This is a genomic window from Nitrosomonas mobilis (assembly GCF_900103035.1).
GTDB lineage: Bacteria > Pseudomonadota > Gammaproteobacteria > Burkholderiales > Nitrosomonadaceae > Nitrosomonas > Nitrosomonas mobilis.
In genome coordinates this window covers 1-14748 of sequence record NZ_FMWO01000058.1, presented here as the reverse complement: position 1 = coordinate 14748, position 14748 = coordinate 1, and the positions used below count along the sequence as shown (strand labels likewise).

At 47.8% G+C, this 14748-nt stretch carries 15 protein-coding genes, 3 tRNA genes and 1 pseudogene; 9 read left to right on the top strand and 10 right to left on the bottom strand.

The features are described from left to right. Positions 1-8: 8 nt before the first annotated feature. Positions 9-953: an IS1595 family transposase gene (locus NSMM_RS10040; RefSeq protein WP_090283566.1), complete on the top strand. Its 945-nt coding sequence runs from the start codon at positions 9-11 to the stop codon at positions 951-953. A 4-nt stretch (positions 954-957) separates the two neighbouring features. Here NSMM_RS10040 and NSMM_RS10035 read toward each other — a convergent pair. The 3 genes and pseudogenes from NSMM_RS10035 to NSMM_RS10025 form a co-directional block, all read right to left on the bottom strand. Further along, a pseudogene (locus tag NSMM_RS10035) lies at positions 958-1413 on the bottom strand (transposase); the annotation flags it as partial. A gap of 369 nt (positions 1414-1782) precedes the next feature. Further along, a tRNA-Phe gene (locus NSMM_RS10030) sits at positions 1783-1858 on the bottom strand. 86 nt (positions 1859-1944) lie between these two features. Continuing rightward, positions 1945-2021 (bottom strand) — tRNA-Arg (locus tag NSMM_RS10025). A gap of 198 nt (positions 2022-2219) precedes the next feature. Between NSMM_RS10025 and tpiA the strand changes: the two genes are divergently transcribed. The 3 genes from tpiA (at position 2220) to NSMM_RS10010 (ending at position 3458) form a co-directional block, all read left to right on the top strand. Next, a complete protein-coding gene (gene tpiA, locus NSMM_RS10020) occupies positions 2220-2975 on the top strand; it encodes a triose-phosphate isomerase (protein ID WP_090287090.1) in 756 nt (251 codons plus the stop codon). Between the two features lie 17 nt (positions 2976-2992). Beyond that, the gene (secG, locus tag NSMM_RS10015; RefSeq protein ID WP_090287085.1) at positions 2993-3355 is read left to right on the top strand and encodes a preprotein translocase subunit SecG; all 363 of its coding nucleotides are present in this window, start codon (positions 2993-2995) and stop codon (positions 3353-3355) included. Between the two features lie 18 nt (positions 3356-3373). Further along, positions 3374-3458: transfer RNA gene (locus NSMM_RS10010), tRNA-Leu, on the top strand. 586 nt (positions 3459-4044) lie between these two features. On the opposite strand, the gene NSMM_RS10005 is transcribed toward NSMM_RS10010, so the two are convergent. Further along, the gene (locus NSMM_RS10005; protein WP_090287083.1) at positions 4045-5325 is read right to left on the bottom strand and encodes an NRAMP family divalent metal transporter; all 1281 of its coding nucleotides are present in this window, start codon (positions 5323-5325) and stop codon (positions 4045-4047) included. A gap of 449 nt (positions 5326-5774) precedes the next feature. Here NSMM_RS10005 and NSMM_RS15225 point away from each other — a divergent pair, with 449 nt between their 5' ends. Continuing rightward, positions 5775-5966, top strand: a complete 192-nt coding sequence (locus NSMM_RS15225) for a hypothetical protein (protein ID WP_143001922.1) — start codon at positions 5775-5777, stop codon at positions 5964-5966. Positions 5967-6112: 146 nt separating this feature from the next. Here NSMM_RS15225 and NSMM_RS10000 read toward each other — a convergent pair whose 3' ends face one another. The 3 genes from NSMM_RS10000 to NSMM_RS09995 form a co-directional block, all read right to left on the bottom strand. After that, positions 6113-7345: an MFS transporter gene (locus tag NSMM_RS10000; RefSeq protein WP_218121083.1), complete on the bottom strand. Its 1233-nt coding sequence runs from the start codon at positions 7343-7345 to the stop codon at positions 6113-6115. 304 nt (positions 7346-7649) lie between these two features. Beyond that, positions 7650-7790 (bottom strand): integrase core domain-containing protein, encoded by a 141-nt coding sequence (locus tag NSMM_RS17135; RefSeq protein ID WP_143001923.1) that lies wholly within the window; start codon positions 7788-7790, stop codon positions 7650-7652. 95 nt (positions 7791-7885) lie between these two features. Then, positions 7886-8392 carry a DUF6444 domain-containing protein gene (locus NSMM_RS09995; protein ID WP_143001921.1) on the bottom strand — a complete coding sequence of 169 codons (507 nt, stop codon included), beginning with the start codon at positions 8390-8392 and terminating at the stop codon, positions 7886-7888. A gap of 355 nt (positions 8393-8747) precedes the next feature. Between NSMM_RS09995 and NSMM_RS09990 the strand changes: the two genes are divergently transcribed. The 3 genes from NSMM_RS09990 (at position 8748) to NSMM_RS16785 (ending at position 12331) form a co-directional block, all read left to right on the top strand. Next, positions 8748-11606, top strand: coding sequence for a beta-propeller fold lactonase family protein (locus NSMM_RS09990; RefSeq protein ID WP_218121082.1), 2859 nt, complete (start codon positions 8748-8750; stop codon positions 11604-11606). 108 nt (positions 11607-11714) lie between these two features. Then, positions 11715-12128, top strand: a complete 414-nt coding sequence (locus tag NSMM_RS09985; protein WP_090287079.1) for a hypothetical protein — start codon at positions 11715-11717, stop codon at positions 12126-12128. Between the two features lie 80 nt (positions 12129-12208). Continuing rightward, entirely contained in the window at positions 12209-12331 is a 123-nt protein-coding gene (locus NSMM_RS16785) for a multicopper oxidase domain-containing protein (protein WP_281200909.1), read from the top strand. A gap of 157 nt (positions 12332-12488) precedes the next feature. Here NSMM_RS16785 and NSMM_RS09975 read toward each other — a convergent pair whose 3' ends face one another. The 3 genes from NSMM_RS09975 to NSMM_RS09965 form a co-directional block, all read right to left on the bottom strand. Next, positions 12489-13127, bottom strand: a complete 639-nt coding sequence (locus NSMM_RS09975; RefSeq protein WP_245654764.1) for an FAD-dependent oxidoreductase — start codon at positions 13125-13127, stop codon at positions 12489-12491. A gap of 147 nt (positions 13128-13274) precedes the next feature. Beyond that, complete coding sequence (locus tag NSMM_RS17130; RefSeq protein ID WP_090287076.1) at positions 13275-13388, bottom strand: PEP-CTERM sorting domain-containing protein; 114 nt, start codon at positions 13386-13388, stop codon at positions 13275-13277. 168 nt (positions 13389-13556) lie between these two features. Further along, positions 13557-13790 carry a DUF2188 domain-containing protein gene (locus NSMM_RS09965; RefSeq protein WP_090287074.1) on the bottom strand — a complete coding sequence of 78 codons (234 nt, stop codon included), beginning with the start codon at positions 13788-13790 and terminating at the stop codon, positions 13557-13559. Positions 13791-14069: 279 nt separating this feature from the next. Between NSMM_RS09965 and NSMM_RS09960 the strand changes: the two genes are divergently transcribed. Further along, positions 14070-14748: IS5 family transposase (locus tag NSMM_RS09960; protein WP_090287072.1), on the top strand; the 679-nt coding region annotated here is incomplete at its 3' end.

The window sequence follows — 14748 nt, the reverse complement described above, 5'->3', positions numbered from 1 at the left end:
CGAATTCGATGAATAAAATTCAGTTTCAGGCAGGCCTGTCACTGCATGAATTTCTGCATCAATATGGCACGGAAGCACAATGTGAAGCAGCATTGTTTGCTGCGAGGTGGCCACATGGCTGGAGATGCCTGCGCTGCGATGGGGAGCGATATTCCTGTACCCATAACGGCCGCAAGCTATGGGAATGCCTGGATTGTGGCTACCAATGTTCTTCAATTGTCGGCACCGTGTTTGAAAATACTAAATTACCGCTAAGAACCTGGTTTCTGGCCATTTACTTGATGACGCAAAGCAAGAATGCGGTCAGTGCATTGGAACTCAAACGTCAGCTGGGGGTAAGTTACAAAACGGCATGGTCGATCAAGCATAAGCTGTTACAGACCATGCTGCTGCGCGAAGAGCAACGCCGTCTGGATGGACGCGTGGAGGTTGACGATGCTTATCTGGGAGGTGAAAGGCCGGGAAAGCGCGGGCGGGGCGCGGCAAGTAAGACGCCATTTGTAGCGGCAATACAAACAAACAGCGAGGGGAAGCCACTTTATATACGCTTGACTCCCGTAGCGGGTTTTACATATGAAGCGCTCAAACAGTGGTCGGCTGAATGTCTGTCATCTACTGCACGAGTCGTATCTGATGGTTTGGGGTGTTTCGGGGCGGTTACGCATACAGCCGCGCAGCATGAGCGCCATATTGTGGGAAGTGGCAAATCTGCTGTGCAGCGTGCCGAGTTTCGCTGGGTCAATACGCTTCTTGGCAATCTCAAGACTGCCTTCAGCGGAACCTACCATGCATTCAATCACGCCAAGTATGCACAGCGCTATCTTGCAGAATTCTCCTATCGCTTCAATCGCCGTTTTGATTTGGCTGCCATGGTGCCGCGATTGCTGCGCGCCGCCGCAACGACAGAACCTCTTCCGATCGGTATATTGAGAATTTCTGAGATAGGTAACTAATCAGGAATCCCATTGCACCATCACCGATACCGAGTTTTGGCGCATTCATGCCTCTGGCTTTGAGTTTCAGCAGCACTTCCCGCCAACTCTGAGTAGATTCCCGCACACCGTCTTCTATGGCTAGAAAGCGCTTATCTCCTCGTTCGTTAACGCCAATAATGACTAAAGCACACAACCTGGCATTTTCTGCGCGCAAGCCACTGTAGATCCCATCAGCCCAGATATAAACCCAGCGCTCTTTATCTAATGATTTATTGCACCAGGTTTTATAATCAGCTGACCAAATCTGCTTCAACCTGGAAACCGTACTGGCCGACAGGCCGCTGACTTCAGGACCAACCAGAACTTCCAAGGCGGTGCCCATTTCTCCAGTCGAAACACCCTTCAAATACAGCCAGGGTAACGCCGCCTCCAGCGAAGCTGTCTTCCGTACATACGGCGGCACCTCTTCCAGTCGGTATATTGAGAATTTCTGAGACAGGTAGCTAATCAGAATGTATTATATTTAACGCGGTAAAATGCAATAACCAAAGGGCATTGCACCATAAAATTTCAGCCCACATTATCAATGCTCTTTTCATCACCGTCCAATCATCACGTATGGAACAATCAAACAGGTTTAACCAAACAAACCGCCTTAAGGGGCATGGCTCAAAACAAAAGCACCAGATCTAACAGTGCAACATTAAGTAGGGCATGTTGCTATAGATACCAGACTGGTGAATTTTTTATCTAGGGGTATTAGAAAGAGAGGCGCCATTCCGACCAGAGAACGATCAGAAGCAAAAAGAGAGAAGGAGGTGAATTAGGCAGAAAGCCTTAAGGATACTGGTGGCCAAGGGCGGAATCGAACCACCGACACAAGGATTTTCAGTCCTCTGCTCTACCGACTGAGCTACTTGGCCAATATAGTCTTTAATCTTGTCAAAATTATTTCATAAACAATGGCAATGAAATAAATTGAAATTACATTTTCTTAACGCTGTCTTGATGGCGCGCCCGGCAGGATTCGAACCCACGACCCCTTGGTTCGTAGCCAAGTACTCTATCCAACTGAGCTACGGGCGCATCTTGCTATATCAAGGGAACCTCAATTAAACAGAATTCTTTTGCGGTGTAAGAAAGCAGTGCATGATGTTACATTCAGGCATTTTTGTCAAGAATCGACCAGAATCTGCGCACACATTGACGTAAACGGGATTCACGAGTAGCATTTGCAAGTTTTATGAGTCAGGCAGATTAAAAGATCGAGGGCGTTAATTAATGGTGCGAACCGGATTGGTGGCGGGTAACTGGAAAATGAATGGTAGCCTGGAGCAGAATCAGGCTTTATTGACAGCGGTAGTAGCAGGGATACGCTCGTTGGATAGGGTTAATTGCGCAGTTTGTGTGCCTTTTCCCTATCTGGCGCAAGCTCAGGTCTTGCTGAACCAGACCCACTTGGCGTGGGGAGCACAAAATCTCAGTCAGTATACTCATGGCGCATATACAGGTGAAGTGTCTGCCAGTATGCTGGTAGATTTTGGTGTGCAATTTGTGATCGTCGGACATTCGGAACGGCGTGCGTTATTTGGTGAGAGCGATCAGCTGGTTGCCGAGAAATTCAAAACGGCACAAACTGCCAAACTAATACCCATCCTTTGTGTTGGCGAGACCTTGACACAGCGTGAGGCAAACGAGACAGAAAGTGTCATTGCCGGGCAACTGGAAGCAGTAATTGAATTGAACGGAGTGCAAGCTTTAGCGAATGCGGTGATAGCTTACGAACCCGTCTGGGCCATCGGAACCGGGAAAACGGCAACTCCTCAGCAGGCTCAGGATGTTCATGTGTTTATTCGTGACAAGATAGCTACCCGGGATAATCAAATTGCTGCTAACGTCAGAATAATTTATGGCGGCAGCGTAAAAGCTGATAATGCCAGAGAGCTGTTTGCCATGCCGGATATCGATGGCGGGTTAATTGGTGGTGCTTCACTCGTGGCAGATGATTTTGTATCAATTTGTAAAGCCGCACAACATTAATCAAAAGGTAGGAAATTGTGGAAACACTTGTTTGGACATTACATTTAGTCGTAGCTGGGACTATCATCATCCTGGTTTTATTACAGCAGGGCAAAGGTGCGGATATGGGGGCGTCTTTTGGTGGCGGTTCGTCAGGAAGTTTGTTTGGTGCGAGCGGCTCCGCCAATTTTCTGAGCAGAATGACCGCGGTAGCTGCTACAACCTTTTTTATTTCCAGTTTGACCCTGACATATTTTTCTGGAAATGCTCCTAAAGATCAGAGTGTAATGCAAAAAATTGGTGCGGAATCAAGTGAAATAGATAATAGCGCAGAAAAAAGTGATGAGATTCCTCAACCAGCGAGTGACGCCGCATCAAAAGCTGATCAGATACCTGAATAACCTGTTTAATACTAAATTGCCGACGTGGTGGAATTGGTAGACACGCCGTCTTGAGGGGGCGGTGGCGAAAGCTGTGCGAGTTCGATTCTCGCCGTCGGCACCAAGTGAACGTTTCAAGCAGCGTCATTCATAAGGTTCAGATAGCATCATAACGTTTCACTTAATACCATCAAAAAGGCGATATATTTGCTGGTATATTTTTGCGCTCCGGCCAGATACCAGTAAATGCTAACAGGCACCGTAGCACGTAAGGCCAAATACAAAGACAAGCCTTATAAATTAAACGATAGTTACGGCCTGTTTTGCTGGTTATGACTACTGGCAAATATTGGCGGCTCGGCTACCGTTACGACGACAAGCAGAAAACATTAGCCCCTGGTACTTATCCTGTGAAGTGAGTCTGACCGATGTACGGGTAAAACGTGTTGATGCCGAAAGCTATTGTCATCTGGCGCTGACCCATCCGAGGCCAGGAAATTGGCAAAGGTGAAGACAAAGATGGCTGAATATTCAAAGGTATTGCCGCTGAGCGGTACGCCAGACAATCGACGGCAGAGCAGAAGCGACCACCGGGAAGGTAAAAGTTTCTTGATCATGACCTGTTGCGTTACCATTTTTTATTTGCGTCTGGTCTTGCTTAACACCCTGAGTCTTTAGAAGTACTCTTTGATACGAATCCTGCGTAAAGCTTACAGCAAAAGCAGATATCCTCCTGAGCAGGCAGTCAATGCGGTCAGTCCGAACAGACACCAGAGCAGCATAAGTTTTCCAGGGCGATATTGCTGGGGAACGGATTTGTCAAACATTACCAGGGTATTGAGTGCTGCCAATACCGGTGCGGCCACAAACGCAACCACGGTGCTGATTTTTACCATTTCTCCCATTGAAGGCAGCATAAAGAATAATATCAGCAATGTGCCGGTAATCGTGATCAACAGCCAGGTCAGGTAGACATTTCCATTCTTGCTGTGCTGAATCTTTTGAGGAAACAGCAGTTTGAGCGACATACTGATACTACGTGGAAAGGCGTCCAGCAGGGTCAGCGTAGTGCTGAGCATGGTGGTAAGTGCAGCCAGAGCAACAATCGGATAGGCCCAGCCACCAAGTGCATACTGATACATGCTGATCAGTTGTCCAGCAAACTTGGCGCCATCGGTCTCAAAGGCCTCACCGCTACCATACATGACCAGTGCGCCAAGCAGCAGGAAACAGATGGCGAGAAAGGCCGTTCCAATAAAGCCTACCCGGAAATCAAAAATGGCGTCGCGCATGCTGATCATTCTGCCTTCACTTTCATTCTTGCTTTGCGACCAGATGGAGTGCCATACTGAAAGTTCGACCGGCGCCGGCATCCAGCCAAGCAGAGTGACGAGAAACAGCAGGTGCAGATGTTCTCCCCAGGAAAAATGCACGGTTGCGGATTCATAATGCCCGGAATTATCAAACAGCAAGGCGATCACAGCGAAAACAGTGGTCACGGACAGCACCAGGATGATGACCTTCACCAGCTTATCAAGCAGCACATAGTGCCCGCTAGCCAGGAGCGTGAAACAGATTAGCAGCAGCAGACTGCTGATGATGGCGGCGACGGTCTGTGGCTCATGCCCGCCTAATCCTTCCAGCCCAAAAATGTTGGTAAAGAGCCCCGCAGTCACTACGGTAACCGTCGCCTGGATAATGAACATGGTTGACACGGTTATCAAAAGATATGCCCACACCGCCCATTTCCCGAGTTTTGCATAGCCATGCAAAATATTTTTGCCTGTTGCTGCTGTATAACGTGGCCCGAACTCGAAAAAGGGGTATTTGATGAGATGAATGATCACGATCGCCAGGATCAGTTCGAACCCAAACATCCCCCCCGCACGCGTCGATTGCACCAGATGCGACACTCCTACGGCGGCGCCGGCATACAGCAATCCCGGCCCGAGTCTTGAAAGGACACCATCAGCAACATATCTGGTATTCATGGCACTTTTCCATTTTTTATAATCATATAGCAACTATTTTTTAATGATTTCTGCCAAAATCTGAATATGTGGAAACCACTTGTTCAGCGATGCTTTGCGGCATAAGGGGGATTGATAGTGGTTCCGTATTTTTATGTCTCGGAGATACTTCGGCATTGTACGATGCCAGGATTAACATCCCCACAACCTCATCCAGAACTGGCGATACAGTTTCCCCCACATCAAGTCGTACAACGATATCCTCTATTTTTTAATCGTCTTACATTTTGATAACCGATCAGCCTGTCGAGCGTGTGTATTATAAATAGAGAGCACTCCTAAAAACGCATATTTGCGAGTATCCCCTTCGGGGATTGCCTGCTTACTTCGTCTCATCGCAATACTTCGTTACGCACAAAAATATTTTTCTGAATATCAATGACTGACATCTCGGAATTTACGGGATCAAAATGACGCTTGATGCAATCCGCAGTCTTCCGGCAACCGCAGCCAGACCAACACTATATGACAAGGAGCAGCTGGTTCGTCTGCACGCCGTAGTGGCAATGACCATCAGGGTATTAAAGAAGCAGGGAAAGAGGATTAAAACAATTGTTCGGGAAACCGGTATATCACACAACACGGTTAAAAAATCTCGATGATCAAGAGATGCTGCGTCACATCTCGACCCTACCATGCCTCAGGCAGCGGTTATGGCCGTGAACACGGCAGTTTTAGCATGCGTGAGTTTTGTGAGCGTTAAAGGGTTGATGCGCAGCGATTCCTGGAGACGGTCGCGATTTTATCGTCAAACTCGCCCGTCTTCGCCCTCGTAATCAGGATCAATGCGTGGATCGAGACCCATTGAAATTGGCGCCGCGTCTGGAAGCGGGGTGTATTTTTCCCGTTTATCTACAGGCAATGATGGCCGCTGCAAGATGCGAACAAGGACAAATACAGCGTAGAGTAAAGCCACGGCTGATTCGAACATAAAGAAGCTGGATGGACCGTAGATCGACATGAGCGTCGAGGCGAACAGTGGGCCGAGCGTTGCACCAATGGAATAGATCATGAGCAAACGCCCAGACGCCGCGACGTAATATCTACGCTCCAGGCGGTCGAAGGTCTCCGCGACACAGAGCGGATAGAGGCTGCTCATTGCACCTCCGAACCATAGTGCCATAGACAGCAAGACAAAAAATGGTAACCCGGAGGCGACGATACCTGCCAGCAACCCCCAAGTGATACTGACGGCTAGCAAGGTGACGGAGATGACAACACGCCGGTCATAGCGATCTGCCAGAACGCCAATTGGGAACTGGAAGGCCAGACCGCCGAGCACCACGGTGCTCATGAATAAGGCGGCTTCGGACACGCTCAGTCCGATCCTGGTCGCAAAAACGACACCCAGAGCATAAAAGGAACCAACGATCAGACCCGCAACTCCGGCGCCTACTATGCCAGGAGGAGAGGCCGAATAAAGATCTTTGATGTTCAGTGCGTGGCTCTCGCTGAGATTGGGCTCAACCAGCCTCGTCATTGCGATCGGGACTAGCGAAAGCACGATCAGTGATGAGGCCAACATGAAGAGATCGGGCTTACCGACATCAGTGAGGTTGACCAGGGTTTGGCCAAAGGCCATCGAAAGATAGTAGGCCAGCATGTAAAAGCCGAGGACGCGTCCGCGCGTTTTGTTGCTGCTTTTGGTGTTCAGCCAACTTTCAATTATGGCCGTTAGACCGGCAATGCAGAAGCCGTTTATAATCCGCAGAAGCACCCATGCCGCCGGATGGGAAATGGTTGCATATGCATATGCCAGTGTGATTGCAGCCGTCAGCGCTGCGAAAACAGCGAACGCGCGGATATGTCCGATGCGAAGGATCACGCGTTTCCCGCGCAGCCCTCCAAGCGCCAGGCCCAGGTAGTAAGCCGCCATGATGGCCCCAGTCAGCGCCACAGGATAGCCTGCCGCTTCCATTCGAAGTGGCAGGACAACACCGAGCAGACTGTTGCCTGCCACGAAGGCAGCAGTGCCGCCCAAGAGGGATCTCACCGAGGCAATAACCTCGCGTACATTTCGCGTCATTGCTAGGATGGTAACCCATTGGTTTAATGATGGTAAGAAGAATAAAACAACATTAGGTTACTTGAAAAGCAACTACTCGCCACCTTAAAAAGTAATCAAGAAAACACTTGACAGGTTTTTAGGCGAGAAAAATCCAATTCCGCGTCCTACTGAACCCCGGGGGAGTGGAGTGGTTTCTCTTATACAGCCTGAAGATAAATTAAGCTCCAACATGGCTGGTTAATCAAGCTCAGGCAATTTGAGGAATGGCATGCCCCTGTTAGTAAACTTGATCTGGCGTTAGGTCATCAAGACCTTGATGAAAACGTTTTTTATTGTACCCGTTGAGCCAGATATTCAGATTTTTCCTTACCAAATTTAAATTATTGAATGCAAAAGTAAACAGGCGTTCATATTGGATGGTACACCATAATCATCCCTTGGCGCCTGAAGCATGTGGCATAACTGCGCGATGCTTGCAACTGCTGGTTGCAGCACCTGGCTGGCTTCTTCAATTCACGCCAACAGCGTGGCTGGTGAAACTTCCAGCTCATACAGATCGTCGATCAGTTGCGCGCTGCGCGCGAGGGGCAACAGTTGGCCTTGCTTCAGATGAACCGCCAGCGCGCGAATGTTCGGCTCATACTGCACCGCTCCGCGGACGCCTGAGAGAAATTGACTCTCGTGCAGTTTACCGCATCCGCATTGCAGTCGCAGGGTGCGATGTCCAGTGGCTTCGTAACGCACCACTGGTATGTCGAACACTTGCCGGCGTTCCACAATCTGTGCGCATGACAGGGGCGAGGTCTCCCCACATCCATCGCAACGCTCCGGTAAACCATGCTCAATCACCTCGCCCGGTTCCCGCACGCGCTTGAGAGTCATTCCTTTGTGTCTGATCTGGCCACCAGACTTGGCACCCGAGGGGCGACGTAGTGGGCGTGTCTTCTTTAGCTCATCGAAGGACGGTGGCGTGCTCGAATTGTGGCAATCCTTGGATAATTGAGTTTCCGATTCTGACACGCACGCAGTCAAAATCCGAACCTGTTTGAATAACAGGCGGATCAAATCATCCTTTTGATCCGAGTCAGTGTCGTGAGGTCAGGAAGTTCGGGTTCGCGCATGACTCGTAGTATGATAAACAAATAACCAACTGACTGTTCTGCAAGCCTATGCCTGAATAGTCACGTTAGTAGATTTTAATGGGAAGAAAACAAGGCATCTGTTTTGAATTATGGTTCTATTGATAAAAATGATTTTTGATTGAAATTTTAAAAGTTATTGAAAATATATTTAGTTAAAAAATCAAATATCGCTGCTTTACATTCCTGCAACAGAGCCGAAGTATTTTCCGTTATTTGTGTAGAGGGAGAAAAAAATGGACATAAGAAAATTCAAAATTATCGCAATAATCCTGTTTTTAACGATGGGGCTGCTGGCCGATGCGATTGCCTCAGATATAAAAACTAATTCTTCTTTTGTGTTATTTGAAACCGGACAAGTGCGTCCATTAGCATTATCCCCGGATGGCAAGACGCTTTTTGCCGTAAACACACCGGATAATCGTCTTGAGATTTTCGCTATTTTTGATGATCGGCTGAATCATTTAGGTTCCGTTTCGGTTGGACTTGAACCGATTGCAGTGGCGGCACGCAGTAATGATGAAGTATGGGTGGTCAATCATCTATCAGACAGCGTTAGCATAATAAAACTGGATAAGAATTTTCGGGAGCGAAGCATACTCAGTAAATTTTTAATAAAAAGATCGGTCGGACGCGTCACTCAAACGCTGTATGTTGGCGATGAGCCACGAGATATTGTATTCGCAGGCGAACAAAGTGACCGCGCTTTTATTACGACTGCACATCGAGGACAAAATGCGCCGCATGACCCCCAATTGACGACGCCTGGTGTAGGACGTGCGGATGTCTGGGTGTTCGATGCAAACGCAACAGGTAACGCCTTGGGAGGCACCCCTTTAACAATCGTTAATTTATTTGGCGACACGCCACGCGCATTAGCAGCATCACCAGATGGAAAATATGTTTATGCTGCGGTTTTTCATTCCGGGAATAAAACAACGACGCTTTTTGAAGAGGCTGTAACCAGCGATAAAGGTTTACCACCCCCTCACACTAATTTTGAAGTCATAATGCAACCCCACACAGGATTGATAGTTCAATTTGAGGGCGGGAAATGGATTGACAATATTGGGCGGGATTGGAGTGAACAGGTTAGGTTCTCACTCCCGGATAAAGATGTTTTTGTCATAAATGCCAACGCTAATCCGCCTGCGCAAGTCTCTGGCGAGACTGGGTTCTTTAGTGGCGTAGGCACAGTATTATTTAATATGCTTGTGAATCCAATAAATGGCAACGTTTATGTGGCTAATACCGATGCCAGGAATCTGACTCGGTTTGAAGGTCCCGGCAATTTTGGCGGTTCAACGGTACGCGGTCATTCGCATGAAAGCCAGATTACCGTCCTTGATGTGGACGGCTCTGTCAAAACGCGTCATCTAAACAAGCATATTGATTTTGATTTGTGCTGTGATGCAATTCCTAACGATGAAAATGCGCGAAGTTTGGCTTTTCCAATGGATATGGCTATTACTAGAGACGGCAAAACTTTGTATGTCGTTGCTTTTGGTTCCAGCAAAATCGGAGTATTTGATACCGAATCTCTAGAGAATGATAACTTTGAACCTTCTCTGGACAATCAAATAGCAGTCTCAGGCGGCGGCCCAAGCGGAATCGTACTGAATGCAGCGAATGATCGGCTGTATGTGTTGACACGTTTTAATAATTCGATCTCCGTCATCGATACATCTGAAAAAAAAGAACTGGCAAATGTTTCAATGTATAACCCAGAGCCGGAAAGCGTTGTGAACGGACGGCCTTTTCTATATGACGCCACGTTCACTTCAAGCCATGGAGATTCTGCTTGTGCGAGTTGTCATGTCTTTGGAGATTTCGATAGCCTTGCCTGGGATTTGGGTGATCCAGATTTTTTTGAAATTGAAAATCCCGGCCCATTTTCATTATTACCTGCTGAAGCGGGATTTCCTTTAAGCGTGCATTTTCGTCCGGTAAAAGGGCCAATGACGACACAAAGCTTACGTGGACTGGCCAATCATGGTCCTATGCACTGGCGCGGAGATCGAACTGGAGGAAATGACGAGCCCAGCAGCCAGCCCGACAGCGGTACTTTTAATGAAGACCTCGCATTTAAAAAATTCAATGTCGCTTTTGAAGGACTCAACGGCAGGCATGAACAGCTCAACGATAATGATATGCAGGCATTTACTGACTTTATCCTGCAAATAACTTATCCACCGAACCCAATTCGCAATCTGGACAATTCGCTCACCCTGGATCAGTCGAAAGGACGAGACTTCTTTTTTGGCGAAAAATCAGATACCTTCTTTAATTGCAATGGCTGCCATGTTTTAGATCATGACGGCAATAGAGAATTCGGAGTGGCCAAGCCCGGTTTTTTTGGGACAGACGGCAAGTATTCCTTTGAATTTGAAACGCAAGTATTTAAAACCCCGCATTTAAGAAATTTATACCAGAAAGTGGGTATGTTTGGGCAAGCCGTGACATCTCCTGGAACCATTGGAACGCCTTTTTTCCTACCGGAACCATTAAATAGCAATGCTTTCATGGGCGATCAAATTCGTGGTTTTGGATTTCTGCATGATGGCAGTACCGATACCTTATCTCGTTTCCATGGCTCAGTAGTTTTTGCGCAACGTCCGGCAGAGCATCCGCTGCCAAATCCGGGCGGTTTCACTCTTGACGCTAATGGTATTGCCAAACGCCAGCAAGTCGAGCAATTTCTTCTGGCTTTTGACAGCAATCTTGCACCGATTGTTGGCCAGCAAGTTACTTTAACCAGACGCAATAAGGAATGGACGCAACCTCGCCTTGATTTGTTAATAGAAAGATCAGAAGCGGGAGAATGCGATCTTGTGGCCAAGAGAAATAGCAGGCTGCGTGAGTTTGGTTATCTTTATCGTGGCGATGGAACATTTGTGCGAGACAGTCAACGTAAACGCCCTATTTCTGACAAAGCCTTGCGAAAAATTGCTAATAGGCCGCATGGCGAAATAACCTATACCTGTGTCCCGCCGGGATCAGGTATCAGAATAGCACTAGATAGAGATGAAGACGGTTTATGGAATGGTGATGAGTGGAATATAAATTTCACGCAGGCTCAGAATGATCATCCATAAATGTTTCTATGGTTTTGTTGCAAAAAATTTTAATTGCAACCAACATTGTTTTTGAATGGCCTCTTTTATGATTTTAATGTCGATATTTTATATCAGGAGGTAACAAAAATGAAAAACCTATGGATAACAACGGCACTAGTAACTTGTTATTTTTTCTCTTCAACTGCTGTATTAGCGCAGGAACTGGGTGAGTTTTGTTGGAAGGAAGCAAATAGTTTATGTGTTCTTAGGCTGAATGCGACGCAACATAACAATTTTTACTCATTTATTGGCAATGAGATTTGTCCGGATGAGGAAACAGTGACTCACGTAAACGGAAGTGGCTTTATCAGTGATAATCAGGTTAAAATTGGTCTGACTTTTATCTCTCAATTTAATTTTCTACCTGCTGTTTCAGTTACGACTACGTATGGGCTGGCTGGTACAATTAATCTCCCAGACCTCTCTTTCAGTGGCGTTACAACTTTTACTGAAAATGTACAGCAACATACAAACTACGTATCTGCTGTATGTGACTCCTAGCAAGGCGAGCGTTGGGGCATCAGGATCATCGCGTGAATTTACGGTTTGAATACTATTTATATTTGCAAATAATTTGAACCGTGTATTCCGCCAGCATGATCTCCGTTGACATGGTTCTTCGATCGCCAGGCAACTGGTTATTTCATTGCCATGTCAGCGATCACATGATGGCAGGGATGGCCACCCGCTGGCGGGTGAAATAACAGAAGAAATCCGCCTTCACAAAAAACTCTGGACCCATTTAAAAACCCTCTAAATCAGGATATTCCCGATGATGGTTCGATTCAGCTTTTCGATGTGAAATCCCAAGGCCAAACATAAACAGACATCAGCCGAATTATTGATAACCACATAACCGGGTTAATACCCTTCAAACTCTTCCGTCTTGATGTTGTCTTCATCAGCGCCAATTTCAATCAGCAGCGAGCGCATGGCTTTGACCATACCTTCGGGACCTGATAGGTAGTAGCGTGGCGCGGCAACGTCAGGTACATGCCGTTTGATGAGATCAGTATTGACGTGACCCTGGGTTGATGTGTACACCGGAACAAAAGTAAAGTTTTTGTTTTCTGCAGCGAACCGTTCCAACTCGTCGGTATAAGCTGCCAACGCTGGCGTGCGGTTGGCGTAAATCAGCGTGATTTTGTGATTTGTCTTGTCATGCGTGGCCTGTGCAATAATGCTGCGCACCGGCGTAATGCCGATGCCGCCTGTGATGAACACTGCCGATACAGCTTCGTTTTTTTGCAACGTAAAGTCACCCCATAGCGCAAGCAATTGCACCATTGCACCTTCCGGAACCTTGGCTGCAGCTCTTTTATAAAGTGAATCACGCATACGCGTGGCCATACGTAGCGTGTCTTCGAACGGCGCGCTGACGAACGAAAATCCGTGTTTGTTGTTACTGTCGTCCAGTCCAGTTGAAGGTGGCAGTACTAAGTCACCATATTGACCGGCGCGGTATTCAAAGCCCTTGGGCTTTTCCAGCGTGAACTCCATGGTCCCCTCTGCTATTTCTTTTTTTTGTAGTAACCTGACATCGTAACTGGTTGGCATGATTGAATTTAACCTCCTCTAAGGTTTAAAGACCAGCTTTGATTATTGTACGCATTATGCAAAGGATAAATGCGTTGATTGCTGCTGTTATCAGGCCAGTCTATTCCGGCGTCGCAACAACAGCATGATCATCTTACCCAGCCCAATCAGCAGGATACCGGCAGGTTCGGGAACAGAGTTTTCCAGAAGAGAAGGGGGCGTCACCCTAGATTACACAAATATGCTCTTCAGGGACTTCCGGAAGTGCTGAGCGCTTGGTGCGCATTTATTTCATTTTCATCATTTTTCATATCCTCGACGCGCGATGCGACGGTAATATGTTACTAAGAATAGCGCCCTCTTTTCATGTCTTAGGCGCACTCTCTTGTCTCCCTATTTCTTGTCTTTTGGTGGGCAGGGATCACCACCATGACTATCGGGATTTTGGATTATTCCATTATTTTTATGGACAACTAATTCAGATTCTTGGTTCCTACTCACGCCTCTACCAAAATCAACGGCATCTCGTTTCTTATCAAAATGCTTGATAGATTTCTCACCACCACCTTTTTTCACATCCCAACCGCCTTCTGAGTTGGGAACTACATGATGTGTTTTTCTTGGCACGATGTTTCTCCTTTCTGAGCATAACGTAAAGTTGAGGGGCGCGCCCCCTCTCGAACGTAATGTTAGCCAATGTTGTTAGCCCTTCATGAACCATTGTTTCGTAAGCATTGCGTAAGATTTCATTGGCTCCTCGAAGCAGGGCTTCGTTATTTTTTCGAGCGCTTGCTGAGCGGTTGTCAATTGGTTACGTATTTCGGGCGCCTCGAAAAACCTCGACTCGCCCACTTTTAGTAGACTTGGTTAAATTACGTTGCCTTGAAACCCATTCTTCTCCTGCCGATGAAACCACATAGCGCCATCAAGCTTGACCTGTTCGCCGACGAACACCACCGCAAGAAAATCGACTCGCTGGGTGACCCACTGGTTGAGATCGAGTCGCACATTGACTTTGCTGCCTTGGCAATAGAGGTTGATCGGGTGGCGCCCCGTCCGATGAGTCCGCAGGGCGGACGTCCGCCGTACCCTACCGAGACGATGGTTCGCATTCTTGTTCTGAAGCGTCTGTACAACCTCTCGGATGAACAGACGGAGTACCAGTTGCTCGACCGCATGAGCTACAAACGGTTCTGCGGACTGGCGAACGCGACGAACGTCCCCGACCGCACCACCGTGTGGACCTTCGAGAACCGGATCGGTGAAACAGGGGCCAAGGCGCTGTTCGACGGCGTCTCCGCGCAGCTGCTCCAACATGGATTCACCGCGCGTGGCGGTCAGATCATCGACGCCACGCTGGTGCCGACGCCCAGGCAGCACAACAGCCGAGGCGAGAAAGGACTCATCAAGCAAGGCGCGATGCCCGCCGACTGGAAGCCGGCGAAGCGGCGCCAGAAGGACACCGACGCGACCTGGACGAAGAAACACGGCAAGAGCCACTTCGGCTACAAGCTGTCAATCAGTGTCGACAAGAAGCACAAGATCATCCGCCGGATTGAGACCGATACCGCCTCCACGCACGATA